This is a genomic window from Psychrobacter sp. CX97 (genome assembly GCF_057396285.1).
Window position 1 is genome coordinate 79,063 of sequence record NZ_JBXYJE010000011.1, and the last position, 13,608, is coordinate 92,670.

Annotated in this window: 12 protein-coding genes; 7 read left to right on the top strand and 5 right to left on the bottom strand. The window is 41.3% G+C overall.

What is annotated here, in order from left to right; all coding sequences use genetic code 11:
- The first annotated feature begins 9 nt into the window (after positions 1-9).
- Positions 10-696 (top strand): OmpA family protein, encoded by a 687-nt coding sequence (locus AC2SLL_RS09765; protein ID WP_486531501.1) that lies wholly within the window; start codon positions 10-12, stop codon positions 694-696.
- 183 nt (positions 697-879) lie between these two features.
- On the opposite strand, the gene AC2SLL_RS09770 is transcribed toward AC2SLL_RS09765, so the two are convergent.
- From AC2SLL_RS09770 to nadA, 3 genes are all read right to left on the bottom strand, one after another.
- Positions 880-1,788, bottom strand: a complete 909-nt coding sequence (locus tag AC2SLL_RS09770) for a LysO family transporter (protein WP_486531502.1) — start codon at positions 1,786-1,788, stop codon at positions 880-882.
- A 147-nt stretch (positions 1,789-1,935) separates the two neighbouring features.
- Positions 1,936-3,987, bottom strand: a complete 2,052-nt coding sequence (nadB, locus tag AC2SLL_RS09775; RefSeq protein WP_486531503.1) for an L-aspartate oxidase — start codon at positions 3,985-3,987, stop codon at positions 1,936-1,938.
- 20 nt (positions 3,988-4,007) lie between these two features.
- Complete coding sequence (nadA, locus tag AC2SLL_RS09780) at positions 4,008-5,201, bottom strand: quinolinate synthase NadA (RefSeq protein ID WP_486531504.1); 1,194 nt, start codon at positions 5,199-5,201, stop codon at positions 4,008-4,010.
- Positions 5,202-5,651: 450 nt separating this feature from the next.
- On the opposite strand from nadA, the gene AC2SLL_RS09785 reads away from it, so the two are divergent.
- From AC2SLL_RS09785 to AC2SLL_RS09795, 3 genes are all read left to right on the top strand, one after another.
- Complete coding sequence (locus AC2SLL_RS09785) at positions 5,652-6,752, top strand: NUDIX hydrolase (protein ID WP_486531505.1); 1,101 nt, start codon at positions 5,652-5,654, stop codon at positions 6,750-6,752.
- 391 nt (positions 6,753-7,143) lie between these two features.
- Entirely contained in the window at positions 7,144-8,037 is an 894-nt protein-coding gene (gene nadC, locus AC2SLL_RS09790; RefSeq protein ID WP_486531506.1) for a carboxylating nicotinate-nucleotide diphosphorylase, read from the top strand.
- A 244-nt stretch (positions 8,038-8,281) separates the two neighbouring features.
- Positions 8,282-8,923, top strand: a complete 642-nt coding sequence (locus AC2SLL_RS09795) for a MarC family protein (RefSeq protein ID WP_486531507.1) — start codon at positions 8,282-8,284, stop codon at positions 8,921-8,923.
- Between the two features lie 41 nt (positions 8,924-8,964).
- Here the strand turns inward: AC2SLL_RS09795 and AC2SLL_RS09800 are convergent, their stop codons facing one another.
- Complete coding sequence (locus tag AC2SLL_RS09800) at positions 8,965-9,561, bottom strand: LysE/ArgO family amino acid transporter (protein WP_486531508.1); 597 nt, start codon at positions 9,559-9,561, stop codon at positions 8,965-8,967.
- 390 nt (positions 9,562-9,951) lie between these two features.
- Here AC2SLL_RS09800 and AC2SLL_RS09805 point away from each other — a divergent pair, with 390 nt between their 5' ends.
- Complete coding sequence (locus AC2SLL_RS09805) at positions 9,952-10,509, top strand: hypothetical protein (protein WP_486531509.1); 558 nt, start codon at positions 9,952-9,954, stop codon at positions 10,507-10,509.
- Between the two features lie 127 nt (positions 10,510-10,636).
- Entirely contained in the window at positions 10,637-11,218 is a 582-nt protein-coding gene (locus tag AC2SLL_RS09810) for a hypothetical protein (protein ID WP_486531510.1), read from the top strand.
- Positions 11,219-11,397: 179 nt separating this feature from the next.
- Here the strand turns inward: AC2SLL_RS09810 and rluB are convergent, their stop codons facing one another.
- Complete coding sequence (gene rluB, locus AC2SLL_RS09815; RefSeq protein WP_486531511.1) at positions 11,398-12,378, bottom strand: 23S rRNA pseudouridine(2605) synthase RluB; 981 nt, start codon at positions 12,376-12,378, stop codon at positions 11,398-11,400.
- Between the two features lie 449 nt (positions 12,379-12,827).
- On the opposite strand from rluB, the gene AC2SLL_RS09820 reads away from it, so the two are divergent.
- The gene (locus AC2SLL_RS09820) at positions 12,828-13,541 is read left to right on the top strand and encodes a DarT1-associated NADAR antitoxin family protein (protein ID WP_486531512.1); all 714 of its coding nucleotides are present in this window, start codon (positions 12,828-12,830) and stop codon (positions 13,539-13,541) included.
- The last annotated feature ends 67 nt before the right edge of the window (positions 13,542-13,608 follow it).

Sequence of the window (13,608 nt, forward strand, 5' to 3'; positions counted from 1 at the left end):
GTGAAGGTTTTGTCGATAGTTTTAGTCGCTATTTTAAACATCAGCCTTTTAGGCTTGTTAGGTTGTCAAACTGTAAAAGTCCCTATTCCTGAGGTCACAGTAATTACTCCTGTTGATCCAAGTAAATTAGACAGTGATGGAGATGGCGTGCCTGATATGGTTGATCAGTGTCTAAATACACCACAACATATAGTAGTAGATGATAAAGGATGCACTGTCATTTTAAACGACTTTACGGATGCACTTGAATTAGAGATGCAGGTTTATTTCCCAGCGCTAAGTCGCCGATTATCTTATGATTACCATCTTGAATTCCTGAAAATAAAAGAAAAGCTTATTGAATATCCGACGGCTCAAATTTTATTATTTGGTCATGCGTCCTCTGATGAGATAAGCAAAACACCTAGCAATAATACTTTATCTCAAGACCGTGCTCTAATGCTCAAGTATAGACTGGTGATGGATTACAATATTCCACTTGAGCGAATAACGACTTATGACTGTTTAAATAGGTTACCGATTGATCAAACAATGACTTCAAATTCTGACTATGTAGATACTCTGCCACAGGATAGTAGGGTTACCCTTAAAGTAAGCAAAGAAGTTAAGGATTTAATTGAAATTAAATCTTCTTTAAGTAGTGACTATAAAATCTACTCGCAGAGCTGTGAGTTAGTAAATGAATTGGTTAAATAGGTCAGCCAGTGCGGGCTAGTTTTTTGTTGGCTTTGAAATTGTAAGTTTTGTTCTTTTTAGACCTAAAAAAGCTTGGATTATAGACCAGCAACTTACAAGTCAATCAAATCTATCTCGAAATTACCCATCACACTTCACGCGTTCAATCTGTAAAATTACAACCTTCTTTTCATTCAGTCATGTCTACCCAAACGACGCAAACAACACCATCAATACTGGCGCAACAATATTAATAATAAAACCAAAGCTTATAGCAAGTGGTACGACAGCGAGTCCGCCCGATTGCTGAATAACAGGCAAGGTAAAATCAAGACTGGTTGCGCCGCCAAGCCCGACCGCAGCTGAGGGATGACGACGCATAAATAGCGGAATAAATAACAGCGCGAAAAACTCTCGCACTAAGTCATTAAACAATGCGACACTGCCCCAAACCGCACCATACGCGTCGGTCATAACGATGGCAGAGAGGGAATACCAACCAAACCCAGAAGCCAACGCCAAGCCTTGGGTCAAAGATACGTCTGCAAACAGCATCGCAAATATTACACCGCCGACCAGCACACAAAGGGTAAATATCACACTGGTTTGCATACCGCGTTTGCTGAGCACCACCTCTTTTAAGGTAATTCCCGACCCTTTTAAACCAATACCCACCAGCAGTATTAACAGCATGAGCAATCCCGTCATGGTGTTTTCAGGTGGCATATATGCGGCGGGTAAAAACTTGCCAATAACGAAACCCAAAGCAACACATAAGACTTGTATCAGACTGCCACGGATACTGACTTTATGGTGGATGGCAGATTTTTCCCCAGGCGGTGTCCAAGGTACAAATCGGTCGAATAACATCAAACCAGCCAGCCCACTGCCAATGGTCAATATCGACAACACCGTGACATAGAGCGCTATGTTGGCTATTTGACTGCTCAGCCCTTCCACTTGTGCCAATTCAATACCAATTAAGGTAAGAATGATGTATACCAAATAACCAAGAAGGCGTTCAGAGATATGAAAAAGACTGCGGTTTAACGGCAATGCAAATCCAATAAATAGAGGGGTAAGGACTAGAATTAAAGTGGTTAGGCTAGACATGATAGAAGGCACGCAGGCAGTTTATAGCCATAGTTGGGAAAAGAATGACAATGTTGAGCTACCGATATGTACAATTTGCGGTAGCTCGCCTCGCCCCTCAATTATCTGATTACGACTATATGTGAATAGACTATATTCTATAATAATTTATTGAATGGCGATTCTATCACAGCTTAAAGAGGAAGCGAGCATTGGGTGCTTATCTTGTCGGCTATTAAATAGCAAATCATCTATTAAACAGTCGTTGATGAAACCGCTATTTGAGTCTTGATTGGCATAATGATTGGGATAAATAACACTAATGGTAGCTGCTTTATCATGCTGAGGATAGTCATTGCGATAATGCCCACCACGACTCTCGAGGCGGTTTAGAGCTGATGTTAACAATAGCTCAGCTAGTGTTAACAAACGCAGCCAGCGTAAAGCCTGCACGTCAAATAAGTCCAAAGCGTCTAATTGAGCATTAGGGGTAATCGAGTTAGTCTGTAACAGTGTTTGCTTCCAAGATTGAACCCGTTTTAGCGCAGAAGTTAAGTCGGTTTCATTGCGTCTAATGCCCATATTGTCTGTCATTAACTTTTTTAAATGAGCGATAGAATATAGGTGGGGTTTATCTGCCTTAGATGCGTCAGATGCCTCATTTAGAGTGTGAGAAGACAATGACACACCATTATTAAGTTGATTTTCTTTATAACCAGCGATGTTTTTAAGTGTTTTATTGAAGCTTAGAGTGCTACCGACGCAGACATTTAAGTTTGTCTGTGTGCCTGTTAAAATTGGTTTTTGCCATGATAACGGATTATTTAGATACACAGGAATATGGGCCGCAATCTCACGACCAACCACCACACATTCAAGTAGAGAGTTACTGGCCAGTCGGTTTGCGCCGTGTAGTCCCGTATGCGCTACTTCGCCAGCAGCATATAAGCCAACCAAATCTGTATGCCCTGAAGCCGTAGTCATCACGCCGCCACAAGTGTAGTGCGCAGTTGGCGCAACAGGAATAGGGTCGGTAGTAATATTCACTCCCAGTGCTAAACAGTGCGCATAAATATCAGGGAAATGCGCTTTAATAAACTCAGCAGGTTGATGTGAGATGTCTAAATAGACATAATCTAAACCGTTGTTTGCAATCTCATTGGCAATAGAACGGGCAACGATATCTCGAGGCGCTAGTTCTTCTCGCTCGTCATAATTTGGCATAAACCGAGTATTTGTGAGTGGGCAAATTAAATGCCCCCCTTCGCCGCGTACCGCTTCTGATATTAAAAAATTACTGTCGCCTAGCGCCAATCCTGTTGGATGAAACTGGACGAACTCTAAGTTTGCTAAGCGACAACCTGCTTCCCACGCCATCATGATGCCATCGCCAACACACACATCTGGAGCAGTGGCTCTACTAAACAGTTGTCCCAGTCCGCCACTGGCAAGCACCACAGCGTGACTATTAACTGTTAGCCGTTTGTCTGATTTAACGTCAAGAACCGTAGCGCCCGTGCATCGTTTATCCGCAAAAGCGTCCTTAGTAGGCCGTTCGCTAACCAGTAAGTTTAAGGCCTCATGATACGGCAATACGGTAATGTTAGTAGCAGTAGCCACCTGCTCATGCAAAGTGTGCATGATGTGCTTACCGGTTGCATCATCAGCATGAATAACACGGCGGCGTCCATGCCCCCCTTCTTGAGTCAGGTGCAAATTATCTAGTGGGTTAGCAGGTTTATCGGTACGCTCAAAGGGTTCTTTTACCGTGGTTTTAGTGGTAAAAGGGACGTCATGTTTAACCAGCCAGTCAATAGCGTGACGACCTTGGCTTAAAATCTGGGTGGTCGCTTGCGTATCGCAAAGCCCATCACCTGCTATGAGCGTATCATTGACATGATCTGCTACGTTATCTTCTTTATCAATGACCGCCGCGATGCCGCCTTGAGCATAGTTGCTAGAGCAATCATAAATATCTTGTTTAGCAAGCACAACGATTTGTAGGTTATTGGGTAATGACATTGCTGTGCTTAACCCAGCCAGCCCTGCGCCGATAATAAGCACATCAGCATGAATAGCGTTTGAATGAACACTATCTGAATGAACAGTATCTGAATGAACAGTATCTGAATGAACAGTATCGGATTGATTCATTGACTCTGACATAGGCTGGGTCTCTTGATGATTTGTTAAAAGAGTAGGGTAGTGTTCAGCTTTCATGCCACTCTACGTCTATAAACTTACGCGGCACCGACTTTTGCAAAAAGCTCACGGTCTTTAACAATATCGCCACTGGTGGCAACGCGGCGTTTTTGTTCAGCAGCAAAGTCGAGCATACGCTGTAATGGTTTCATAGCGGCTTTAGCCAATTCAGGTTCGATCACAATTTCTCCTGTGCCATTTTCTAAGCACTGTTCAATACCCTTTAAGCCATTCATTGCCATCCACGGGCAGAATGCACAGCTTTTACAGGTGGCGCTTTCGCCAGCGGTCGGTGCTGCTAAGAAGCGTTTATTTGGAGAATGCTTTTGCATCTCGTGTAAAATGCCCAAATCTGTACCAACAATAAAAGTCTTCGCATCCATCTCTTTGGTGGCGTTTAATAGCTTACTGGTTGAGCCCACCACATCGGCCAGTTCAACCACGCTATCAGGCGATTCAGGATGTACCAATACAACGGCATCAGGATACTCGGCCTTTAATTGCTCAAGCTCACGGGCTTTAAATTCATTGTGCACAATGCACGAACCTTGCCATAGCAACATGTCAGCACCTGTCTCTTTTTGAATGTATGTGCCTAAATGACGGTCTGGACCCCAGATTATTTTTTCACCGCGCTCATGCAGGTGTGACACAATCTCTAAACCAACTGATGAGGTTACTACCCAATCAGCGCGGGCTTTAACTTCAGCACTGGTATTGGCATACACCACCACGGTGCGGTCAGGATGCGCATCACAAAACGCACTGAAATCTTCGATAGGGCAGCCCAGATCTAGTGAACATTCAGCGTCTAAATCTGCCATCAGAACTGTCTTATCCATACCTAAAATCTTGGCAGATTCGCCCATAAATCGAACGCCAGCCACAACCAGAGTGTCTGCTTCATGTTCGCTACCAAAACGAGCCATCTCTAAAGAGTCGCCCACACATCCGCCTGTTTCTAAAGCCAAATCTTGAATGTAAGGATCGACGTAATAGTGGGCAACCAATACGGCATTTTTCTCTTTTAATAAGCGTCTGATATTTGCGACCACTACCTCACGCTCATTACGTGGCAGTTCAGCAGGGATTTTGGCCTTGGCATACTCAATATCGATATTTGGTGCACAGCTACGTGTTTGCGCTATTTGGCTTTGACGTAACGTTGGCGCATCATAGGGAAATATCTTAGTTTTTTCGCTTGGAGTAGGGGCTACAGTTGCAGTAGTCATAAGTAGTTTCCTTTACTTTAATTCTTTTACTCAGGGCAAAAGCTGCTTTGGCATCCAATAGCTTAACGGTTAAGGTTAAAGTTCATTGCTATTACCGATTTAGTTCAACAGGCATTATTAGATAGTGTTAAAAAATAATGACAATCTGATTAATATTTAGTTAAATCTATAATTACAATTATGCTCATATTGAGTATAAATACAAGTGTTTTTTATGACTTAATGTATTTTAAGTAAAGAGTCAAATAAGGGATTTAAAAATAACAATGACTTCTAACGAACCCAAAAGGGTGTGAGGGGTTGAATATAAACAGCATGATAAAGTGTATATATAGTCAGAGAAGTATCTGTTTTAGCGTTATCTAACGATAGGGATGGCATATTGGTAAAGGCGTGTAATTCTTTACCTTTAACGTTATACTATGTGTAATTTTAGCGATATTTAAATTTATGAGTCTGTCTTTCTCTCACGCGCACAGTCAAGGTAGCGGTACTACAGAAGTAGTGGCGGTGTTGATTGCGATTACGAATAATTCGGCGCGTGTACTAACGGTCGACTCAGGTAAGCTACTCCCAAATGGTCCATTAATGCCCCTGCATCGTTCATTGCAAGCAGGGGTGCGTCAATGGGTAGAAGAACAAACAGGACAACCGCTAGGCTATATTGAACAGCTGTATACGTTCGTGGATACCAATAGGCGTAATAAAGAAGGTCACGCCTTGGTATACGTGAGTTACATGGGACTGGTTCAAGAAGTGATGTTACAGTCGGGCACTGGAGATAATAGTGCACGCTGGCGAGATTGGTATGATTATTTTCCTTGGGAAAATCATCTAGATAAACACGCTCGCCTTAATATCCATTATATTGTCAAAAACCTTATGGCATGGGCGAATACAGCAGTAAACTCTGATGAGCGGCAGAGGCGAATGCAACGTATAAATTTATGCTGGGGTGGGGCGTGGCAAAAAGACGATTTCGAATTGAGTGACAGTCCAATTGATAACACTGCAATTAATAACAGTCTAAATGATAATGACACATTATTAGATGATCTGGCAGTTGGCAGATCCCCCAACCAAGATATATTCTTAGAGTGGGTCGCTGAACACGCCCTGCTAAGATATGAGATGTTGTATGAGGCAGGTTTATTACCAGAATCGCCCGACTATCAACCTTCAAAGCTACCTAATAACTGGCAAACTATAACAGGCGAGCCAATGTATTATGATCATCGCCGTGTTATTGCGACGGCAATATCGAGATTGCGAGCTAAAATTGAGTACCGACCTTTAATTTTTGGCTTAATGCCAACGGAGTTTACCCTACTGCAATTACAACAAAGTGTGGAAGCACTTTCTGGTGTGACATTACATAAACAAAACTTTCGCCGACTATTAGAGAGTCAAAATCTTTTAGAGCCAACGGGCAATAGTAGCCATACAGGTCGAGGGCGCCCCGCAAAGTTGTTCCGCTTTCGATTTGATATTGAGTTACAAAGTTTACTGATGGACAGTAAGCTGCCCAAGCGTCACACTCGTCATAAATAAACTACCTAAATAAAGTGTCCTTCTTATATAAAGTATCTGTCTTATATAAATCACAACACATATATATTTGCTAATAGTACAATTTTTGGCTATATTTATGCTCATATTGAGTATTAAGGATGGTTTAGTCAGCTTTTTTATTACTGACTATGATCTTTCATTACTTGCTGAAAGTTATAAGAATTTGTATTCATAAGCTAAAGTTAGGGAATTCATAGAATAAAATGAGTCAATACGAGGCACCATTAACTTAAAAGCTCGGGTTGAATAGTTATTCTATTAATCCTAATTTTAATAAAGTAGTGGCTTATTTGAGTCGAAAATAGCCAATTGTAGGCTTTTGATACAGGTTCTAAGGTATAACGTTAGGATAATAATATAAGGATAGTCCATGTCATCTGACCCTAAAGCCGTAACAAACATTCATGAACCTCGCTTAAATGATGTTTTACTTTTACCGTTGATTGATGCCGCATTATCTGAAGATTTAGGTCGGCGCGGAGACATTACCTCACAGGCAACTATTCCAGCGGATAAGCAGGCAACATTGACGCTTAACGTGCGTGAAGATGGCGTGGTTTGTGGTTTAGATTTGGCTAGGCTAGCTTTTGCACAGATAGATGCAGATATCGTTTTCACTGCCCATACTCATGATGGAGCAAGCGTTGAAAAAGGACAGTCATTAGCAACGATCAGTGGTAATGCACGTAATTTGCTGACGGCAGAACGTACGGCACTCAACTTTATGACCCATTTAAGCGGTATTGCCACGACCACAAGACGCGCTGTTGATTTAGTGGCTGAATATCCGGCTCAAATTACCTGTACTCGAAAAACTATACCAGGTCTACGTACGCTGCAAAAATATGCGGTACGCTGTGGCGGTGGTCGCAACCATCGCTTAGGTTTGGATGACGCTATTTTGATTAAAGACAACCATATTGCTATTGCAGGTAATATTCCCACGGCAATTGCCCAAGCCCAAAAGCTGGCTGGTCATCTTATTCCCATCGAAATTGAAGTCGATACACTTGAGCAATTTCAGATAGCTATCGATGCGGGTGCGGAGCTGGTATTACTAGATAACATGAGCCCTGACATGTTATGTCAAGCCGTTGAATTATGTAGACAACACTCAAGTGGGCGTGTTAAAACTGAGGCCTCAGGTGGTATTACGCCAAATAGTGTAGTAGCGGTTGCCGAAACTGGTGTAGATTTTATTGCCATGGGATATCTGACTCACAGTACAACCGCACTTGATATAGGTATGGACTTTTCAGCATAAAAACGATTTTCCCCTGCCTATTTGCTAACGGTTATTCACAATATAAAGGTAACACATGTATTTGATCACTCATTCATGTTATAAAAGGGGGTTATATCATTGTTAATAAAAGTCCTCAATCATGGGTCGTTTATTACCCATATTACTTATTGAGTCATCGCAATTGAGGTTTTATACCGCCAATCGGATATGCTAAAATCGCCTTTTTTAAATTCAACAGTCCTTCCAATTTAAGGCGCCTATCATGGATACTGAAATTGTCAAAATAATTTTGGCATTCGTGGTGCTAATTAACCCTTTTAGCGCTCTTACCCTGTTTTTAGACTCTACACGTGGGTATAACTCAACTGATAGACGTAAATTTGCACGTATTACAAGCCTGACTGTGCTTATAACCATCACTTTTTTTACAATTGCTGGCGAGCTATTGTTAAAAATATTGGGTATATCCATTGGCTCATTCCAAGTGGCTGGCGGAATATTGGTCTTCTTAATCGCCATTAATATGATGAATGGCGATGGTAACCCAGTCAAACCTGACCAAGAAAATGTTGATGTAGATGACCGTGTTGAAACACTAGGTAGCACTGCAGCTGCTGTTGTGCCGTTAGCTATTCCTATGATTATTGGGCCGGGTGGTATTTCCACGGTTATTATCTATTCTGCACAAGTCAACGATTGGCATCAGAAATTGGCCATCATTATTGCTGGATTTCTAATTAGCCTTTTTTGTTATCTATCCCTTATGGCAGCAGGACGTTTGAGTCGATTTTTGGGTGATACAGGCTTAAATATAATGAGCCGAATCATGGGTATGCTGTTGGCGGCTGTAGCGATTGAAATTTTAGTGAGTGGCATACGTACCATATTTCCTAACTTAATTTAGCGTTAGTCAATTGTTAGATGTTCTCTATTAGACGCCTGCTATTAGATATCTGTTATTAGATTCCAAGCCAAATATATCATCAGTATGCCAACTAAAGCGTCAAGAATATTCCAAGCTTTAGGGTTGCTAAATAGCGGCGAGAGTAGCCTTGCTCCATAGCATAAACTAAAAAAGAATACGAAGGATGCACAAATCGCCCCTAAAGCAAATATTAATTTACTGTCAGCGCCTGTCGACACCATACCTACCAATAACAGCGTATCCAAATAAACGTGGGGGTTAAGCCACGTAAACCCAAAACACAAGAGCAATGCTTTTTTTAAACTGGTTACCGCAGTGCCATCATTTTCAAGTTCATGCGATTTAGTAATGCTCGCATATAGGCTTTGCAATCCATAGATAAGCAAAAACAAGGCCCCTGCTAGTTTGGCGAAGTATACTAGGTGTGGATAACGTGCCGTCACTGCGCCAAAGCCTGCGATACCTGCAGATATTAAGATAGCGTCAGATACCGCACAAAATAAACTGATGGCAAACACATGTTCTTTTTTTAGGCCTTGCCTAAGCACAAAAGCATTTTGGGAGCCAATCGCTAATATCAGCGATAAGCCAAGTGCAAAGCCTGATACATAATCCATATATTTATCTCGAAATAAACTATTAGAATATTCTTTTAGCTTATTTATTTTAGGGTTTAGGTACTAAGAGCTCAGTCTAGTATTAAGTTCAGATCAGGGCTTGGTATTAGACCAATGAATAGACCAAGGAATAGACTAAGGAATCAACTAAGATATAGGTTAAGAGAGCTACTGAGCAATAATGAGCGAATGAAAAGTCTTTGAATTAAGTGATTGAACCCAATCAATTACCTTCATGTTAATCGGCTTTGCCGAGTCACTCTTTGCTAGCAAGAAAAATGTTCTAGCAAAAAAGGTGCTATAGGATAAATGCTATCGTACAAGAATGCTATTATAAAGGGTATCAGATAATTTATTATATTTTTAAAAAATGATGTTAAGGGTATTTATATGTCTCAAGCTGCCGCAATGGTAATCATGTTTATAATGTATGGCGTTCTGCCAGCAGCAGGGCTATTTCTCGGCTATCGTGGTGTAAAAAAGTTAACCCAGCCTAAAATGCTCGAATATAAAGCGATGCCTCAACTAGGCTATATACCGGAAAAAAGCTTGCCAACTGATGTCAAACAAACATTGGATAAAATAAATCAAAAAGGCGAAAAGCTTAAAATGATTTATGGTGATACCAATAACGATGGCGTTATTGATGATAAAGATGCGGTGAATGAATCCTACATCATGATCAAGACCTTAATGGATAAGCATATTCCCGAAGCCGTAGGGGACTATCGTCGTTTGCATGATTTAGACGACTCCAAAGGAGATAATGCAAGTCGTGCAGACACAACGAAAATAAAGCACTCCAATGTCACTGGCAAACAGGCATTATTAGAGGTACTTAATACGGTCAATGCTCAGTTTGATGAGTTGCTTGATGCGTCTTATCATCAAGATGGACAGAAGCTATTGGCGACGAATCGCTATATAAAAGAACGGTTCGAATCCTAAGTAGCTTTTAATTGATAGTTTTAGCAATCATAGTTTGAATTTAGCATAGGTTTAAAATCTTAAGTTCACAAACAAACATAGCGTCGTTAGCTTTATTAGCTACTTAGAGTGGGGGTGTGCTAACTAGATGAGTGTTATTATTGGTGCAGGAGTTATAGGTACCCTTATTCTTGGCTATGTCGGTCGCAAAGGCTGGCTGGCATTTCACCGAGCTGTGGGTATCACGCCTGGCACCCTAAAATACGTAGAACCCTCGCAGTTGCCACCCCCAGAAATGATACGGCTCGATTTAGATAATAACCTTATTCAAGACCTACCTCCCGTTGTCATCGAACAATTAATGCGTATCGATAATAAGGCAGACGTTTATCAAGCATGGCGGGATGATAGGCAACAATCTGGTCGTACCGTGAGTACTACGGAAGATGAGTTTGTTATCCAAAAGCTACTCAATACCCGATTGCCCGAAGTCATTCAAAGCTATCAGGATATAGTGCGTCATGACAATCGCCTACAGCAAAGCAATCATTTAAAGAACGTTAATTCTGTAATGAGTAAGAATCAAACTGACGCTTTAAACTTACTGTTAGAGTTATTAGTTAAGATAGAAGAAAAACTCGATGTGTTACTGAGCCAATGCCAAAAAGACGCCCTACAAGAGATGCAAGTTATGAATCGATATCTAAAAAATAGAAATAGAGGATTATGAGTAGATAAAGGATATCAAATACAAGACAGAAAGATCAGATGTAAAAAAAGCCCCTAGGGGCTTTTTTCTTTAGCGTCAATTTTTTTAAAAAGGATTACAAAGCTAGCTAAGCGGATTTGATGGCGGTTAACCTGTACTAGCTCAGTGAACCTCCTCTCACTATCATTTATCCAGCAAGACTAGCGCTGTGTGCGAGTTTTACGAGGATCACGAACCGTACGCGCTTTCATTGGTTTCTTCTGGAAACGCTCTTTTTTCATTTTAGCCTTACCGCTAATCCCCATTTCTTCGCGAGGACGCAAATCAACCAACTCGATTAAACGGTGGATGTCTTTTCTATCTAGCTCTATAAAACGTCCCGTACGAAGCTCTTTTGGTAAAGCAACCGAACCGTAAGTCGTCCGTAATAATCGGCTTACTTTAAGACCTTGTGACTCAATTAAACGGCGCACTTCACGGTTACGGCCCTCTTTCAGCTTAACGTGATACCACTTATTGACGCCTTCACCGCCGCCTTGTCTGATTTCCTCAAACTTAGCCAAGCCATCTTCAAGTAACACACCTTCCGTCAAGTTGCGCATCATCTCTGGGGTCAGCTCTCCCAAGATACGTACGGCATATTCACGCACAATCTCATTTGACGGATGCATCAAGCGATGCGCCAGTTCCCCATCATTGGTAAATAATAATAGACCCGTTGAGTTAATATCCAGGCGACCCACCATTACCCAGCGGTCATGGGTCAACTTCGGTAAACGCTCAAACACAGTGGTACGACCTTCAGGATCATTGGCAGAACAAATCTCGCCTTCAGGCTTATAATACGCTAACACACGACGACGCTTTTCACGCTCAGACTTATATTTAATCAGACGACCATCAACGCGAATCTCATCACCTTGGGTAACGCGGTCGCCAATAGTCGCAGGGGTTTGATTGATTGAGACACGACCAGATTTGATTACCTCTTCCATCTGACGACGTGAGCCTAGACCCATACGAGCCAAAGCTTTTTGCAGCTTCTCAGTGCCTGCGGTGCTGGCTTTGGTTGTCGGTTCCTCAAACTGAAACTCGACGTTATTTGGGATAGGGGCGTTTTTAGGCGCTAATTCTTGATCAAACTCTTCGGGGGCTTCATTAGATTGATTAATACGAGGCATAGTATGCTTCCTTGAATCGGTGAGTGGCTACATTTCACAATGTAGGGAATTTTCTAAATCAGTTTTAAAACTGATTTGGGGAGGTATTATACGTTATTTTATAGATAATATCGCTATGCTTACATAATTCGTTTTAAAGTTTGCATTTATTCAAAGACTTTTTTGGAGCATGCCCTAAGCTTGCTGGATAACTGCATAATTGAGCAAGATAAATATTTGGTAATAAGATAAAATGCCTTGCTTAGACTTAGAACCTGTATTCATAACCTAAAGTTAGTAAATTTTTAGAATAAAATGAGATGATACCGGCAATATTAAGCTCAAAGCTCATTCTATTTAATCCTCATATCAACTAATAAGAAGTGGCCTATTTTAGTTGGAAATAGCCAGTTATAGGTTGTGAATACAAGTTCTTAACAAGATCATTGAATACAGGAAAACATATTGTCATGCTACAAACACAGAGCGCTATAGAACAGAAACCGGTATTCATGCCACGTGTAGGCAGTGATAATCTGGTAAAAACAGACATGGTTAGTGTCGAGCGGCATGTGGGATTTGCAAGTAGACAAAAGAGAAAAACCATCAATGATTTACATCAAGTCATTCGCAAAAAGTATGGCTTTAAGCAAGTGTTAGAGCTATCTAGCAAGTCAGGCAATAAGTTGAGTTTTCCGCTAAGTCCCGAGAGCTTAACGCTAACCAATGAGCAGGACGGTAAGCAGTATAGTGTCGACAATGCCTTTCAAAGTAGTCAGGTTTTCAAGAACGGAGGACCTTATCTCGACCTGCTGACTGCCGCCCCAAGGCAGGCTAGAAAAGATAAGCGATTAACCTCCTCTGGTGAATTAATTGGATACAATTATTTTGGTATGGAGTGGGGCATAGAGCCCTTAACTGCATTTTATGATTGGCTGTATATTAATGCCTTAAAACAAAACCCTCAGTTGCATGAAGAGGTGCTGCAATACCAAGCCTTTACTGATATCTCATTTAATCCTAAAAAATCCATCCATTGCGCGGCTTATTCACTGGCCATGTTTGTGGCGTTATATAAACGAGAATTGCTCAATAATGTTGAAGACCCGGCGGCGTTTTATGACTTAATAACTGAGTTTAAGGTAAGCAACACAGAGCAGTTTTTGGAAGAGGGTTGGTTTTGATAAAACATCCTCGCAACTTACTTTCAATTATTTATTTAGTGTGATGTCTAGAATGTTTAGATGGCTT

Bases quoted from the DNA above. Each gene is read 5' to 3' on its own strand.
- AC2SLL_RS09800 (WP_486531508.1), bottom strand. From the start codon at position 9,561: ATGGATTATGTATCAGGCTTTGCACTTGGCTTATCGCTGATATTAGCG.
- AC2SLL_RS09805 (WP_486531509.1), top strand. From the start codon at position 9,952: ATGTCTCAAGCTGCCGCAATGGTAATCATGTTTATAATGTATGGCGTT.
- AC2SLL_RS09810 (WP_486531510.1), top strand. From the start codon at position 10,637: ATGAGTGTTATTATTGGTGCAGGAGTTATAGGTACCCTTATTCTTGGC.
- nadC (WP_486531506.1), top strand. From the start codon at position 7,144: ATGTCATCTGACCCTAAAGCCGTAACAAACATTCATGAACCTCGCTTA.
- nadA (WP_486531504.1), bottom strand. From the start codon at position 5,201: ATGACTACTGCAACTGTAGCCCCTACTCCAAGCGAAAAAACTAAGATA.
- AC2SLL_RS09795 (WP_486531507.1), top strand. From the start codon at position 8,282: ATGGATACTGAAATTGTCAAAATAATTTTGGCATTCGTGGTGCTAATT.
- rluB (WP_486531511.1), bottom strand. From the start codon at position 12,378: ATGCCTCGTATTAATCAATCTAATGAAGCCCCCGAAGAGTTTGATCAA.
- AC2SLL_RS09785 (WP_486531505.1), top strand. From the start codon at position 5,652: ATGAGTCTGTCTTTCTCTCACGCGCACAGTCAAGGTAGCGGTACTACA.
- nadB (WP_486531503.1), bottom strand. From the start codon at position 3,987: ATGAAAGCTGAACACTACCCTACTCTTTTAACAAATCATCAAGAGACC.
- AC2SLL_RS09770 (WP_486531502.1), bottom strand. From the start codon at position 1,788: ATGTCTAGCCTAACCACTTTAATTCTAGTCCTTACCCCTCTATTTATT.
- AC2SLL_RS09820 (WP_486531512.1), top strand. From the start codon at position 12,828: ATGCTACAAACACAGAGCGCTATAGAACAGAAACCGGTATTCATGCCA.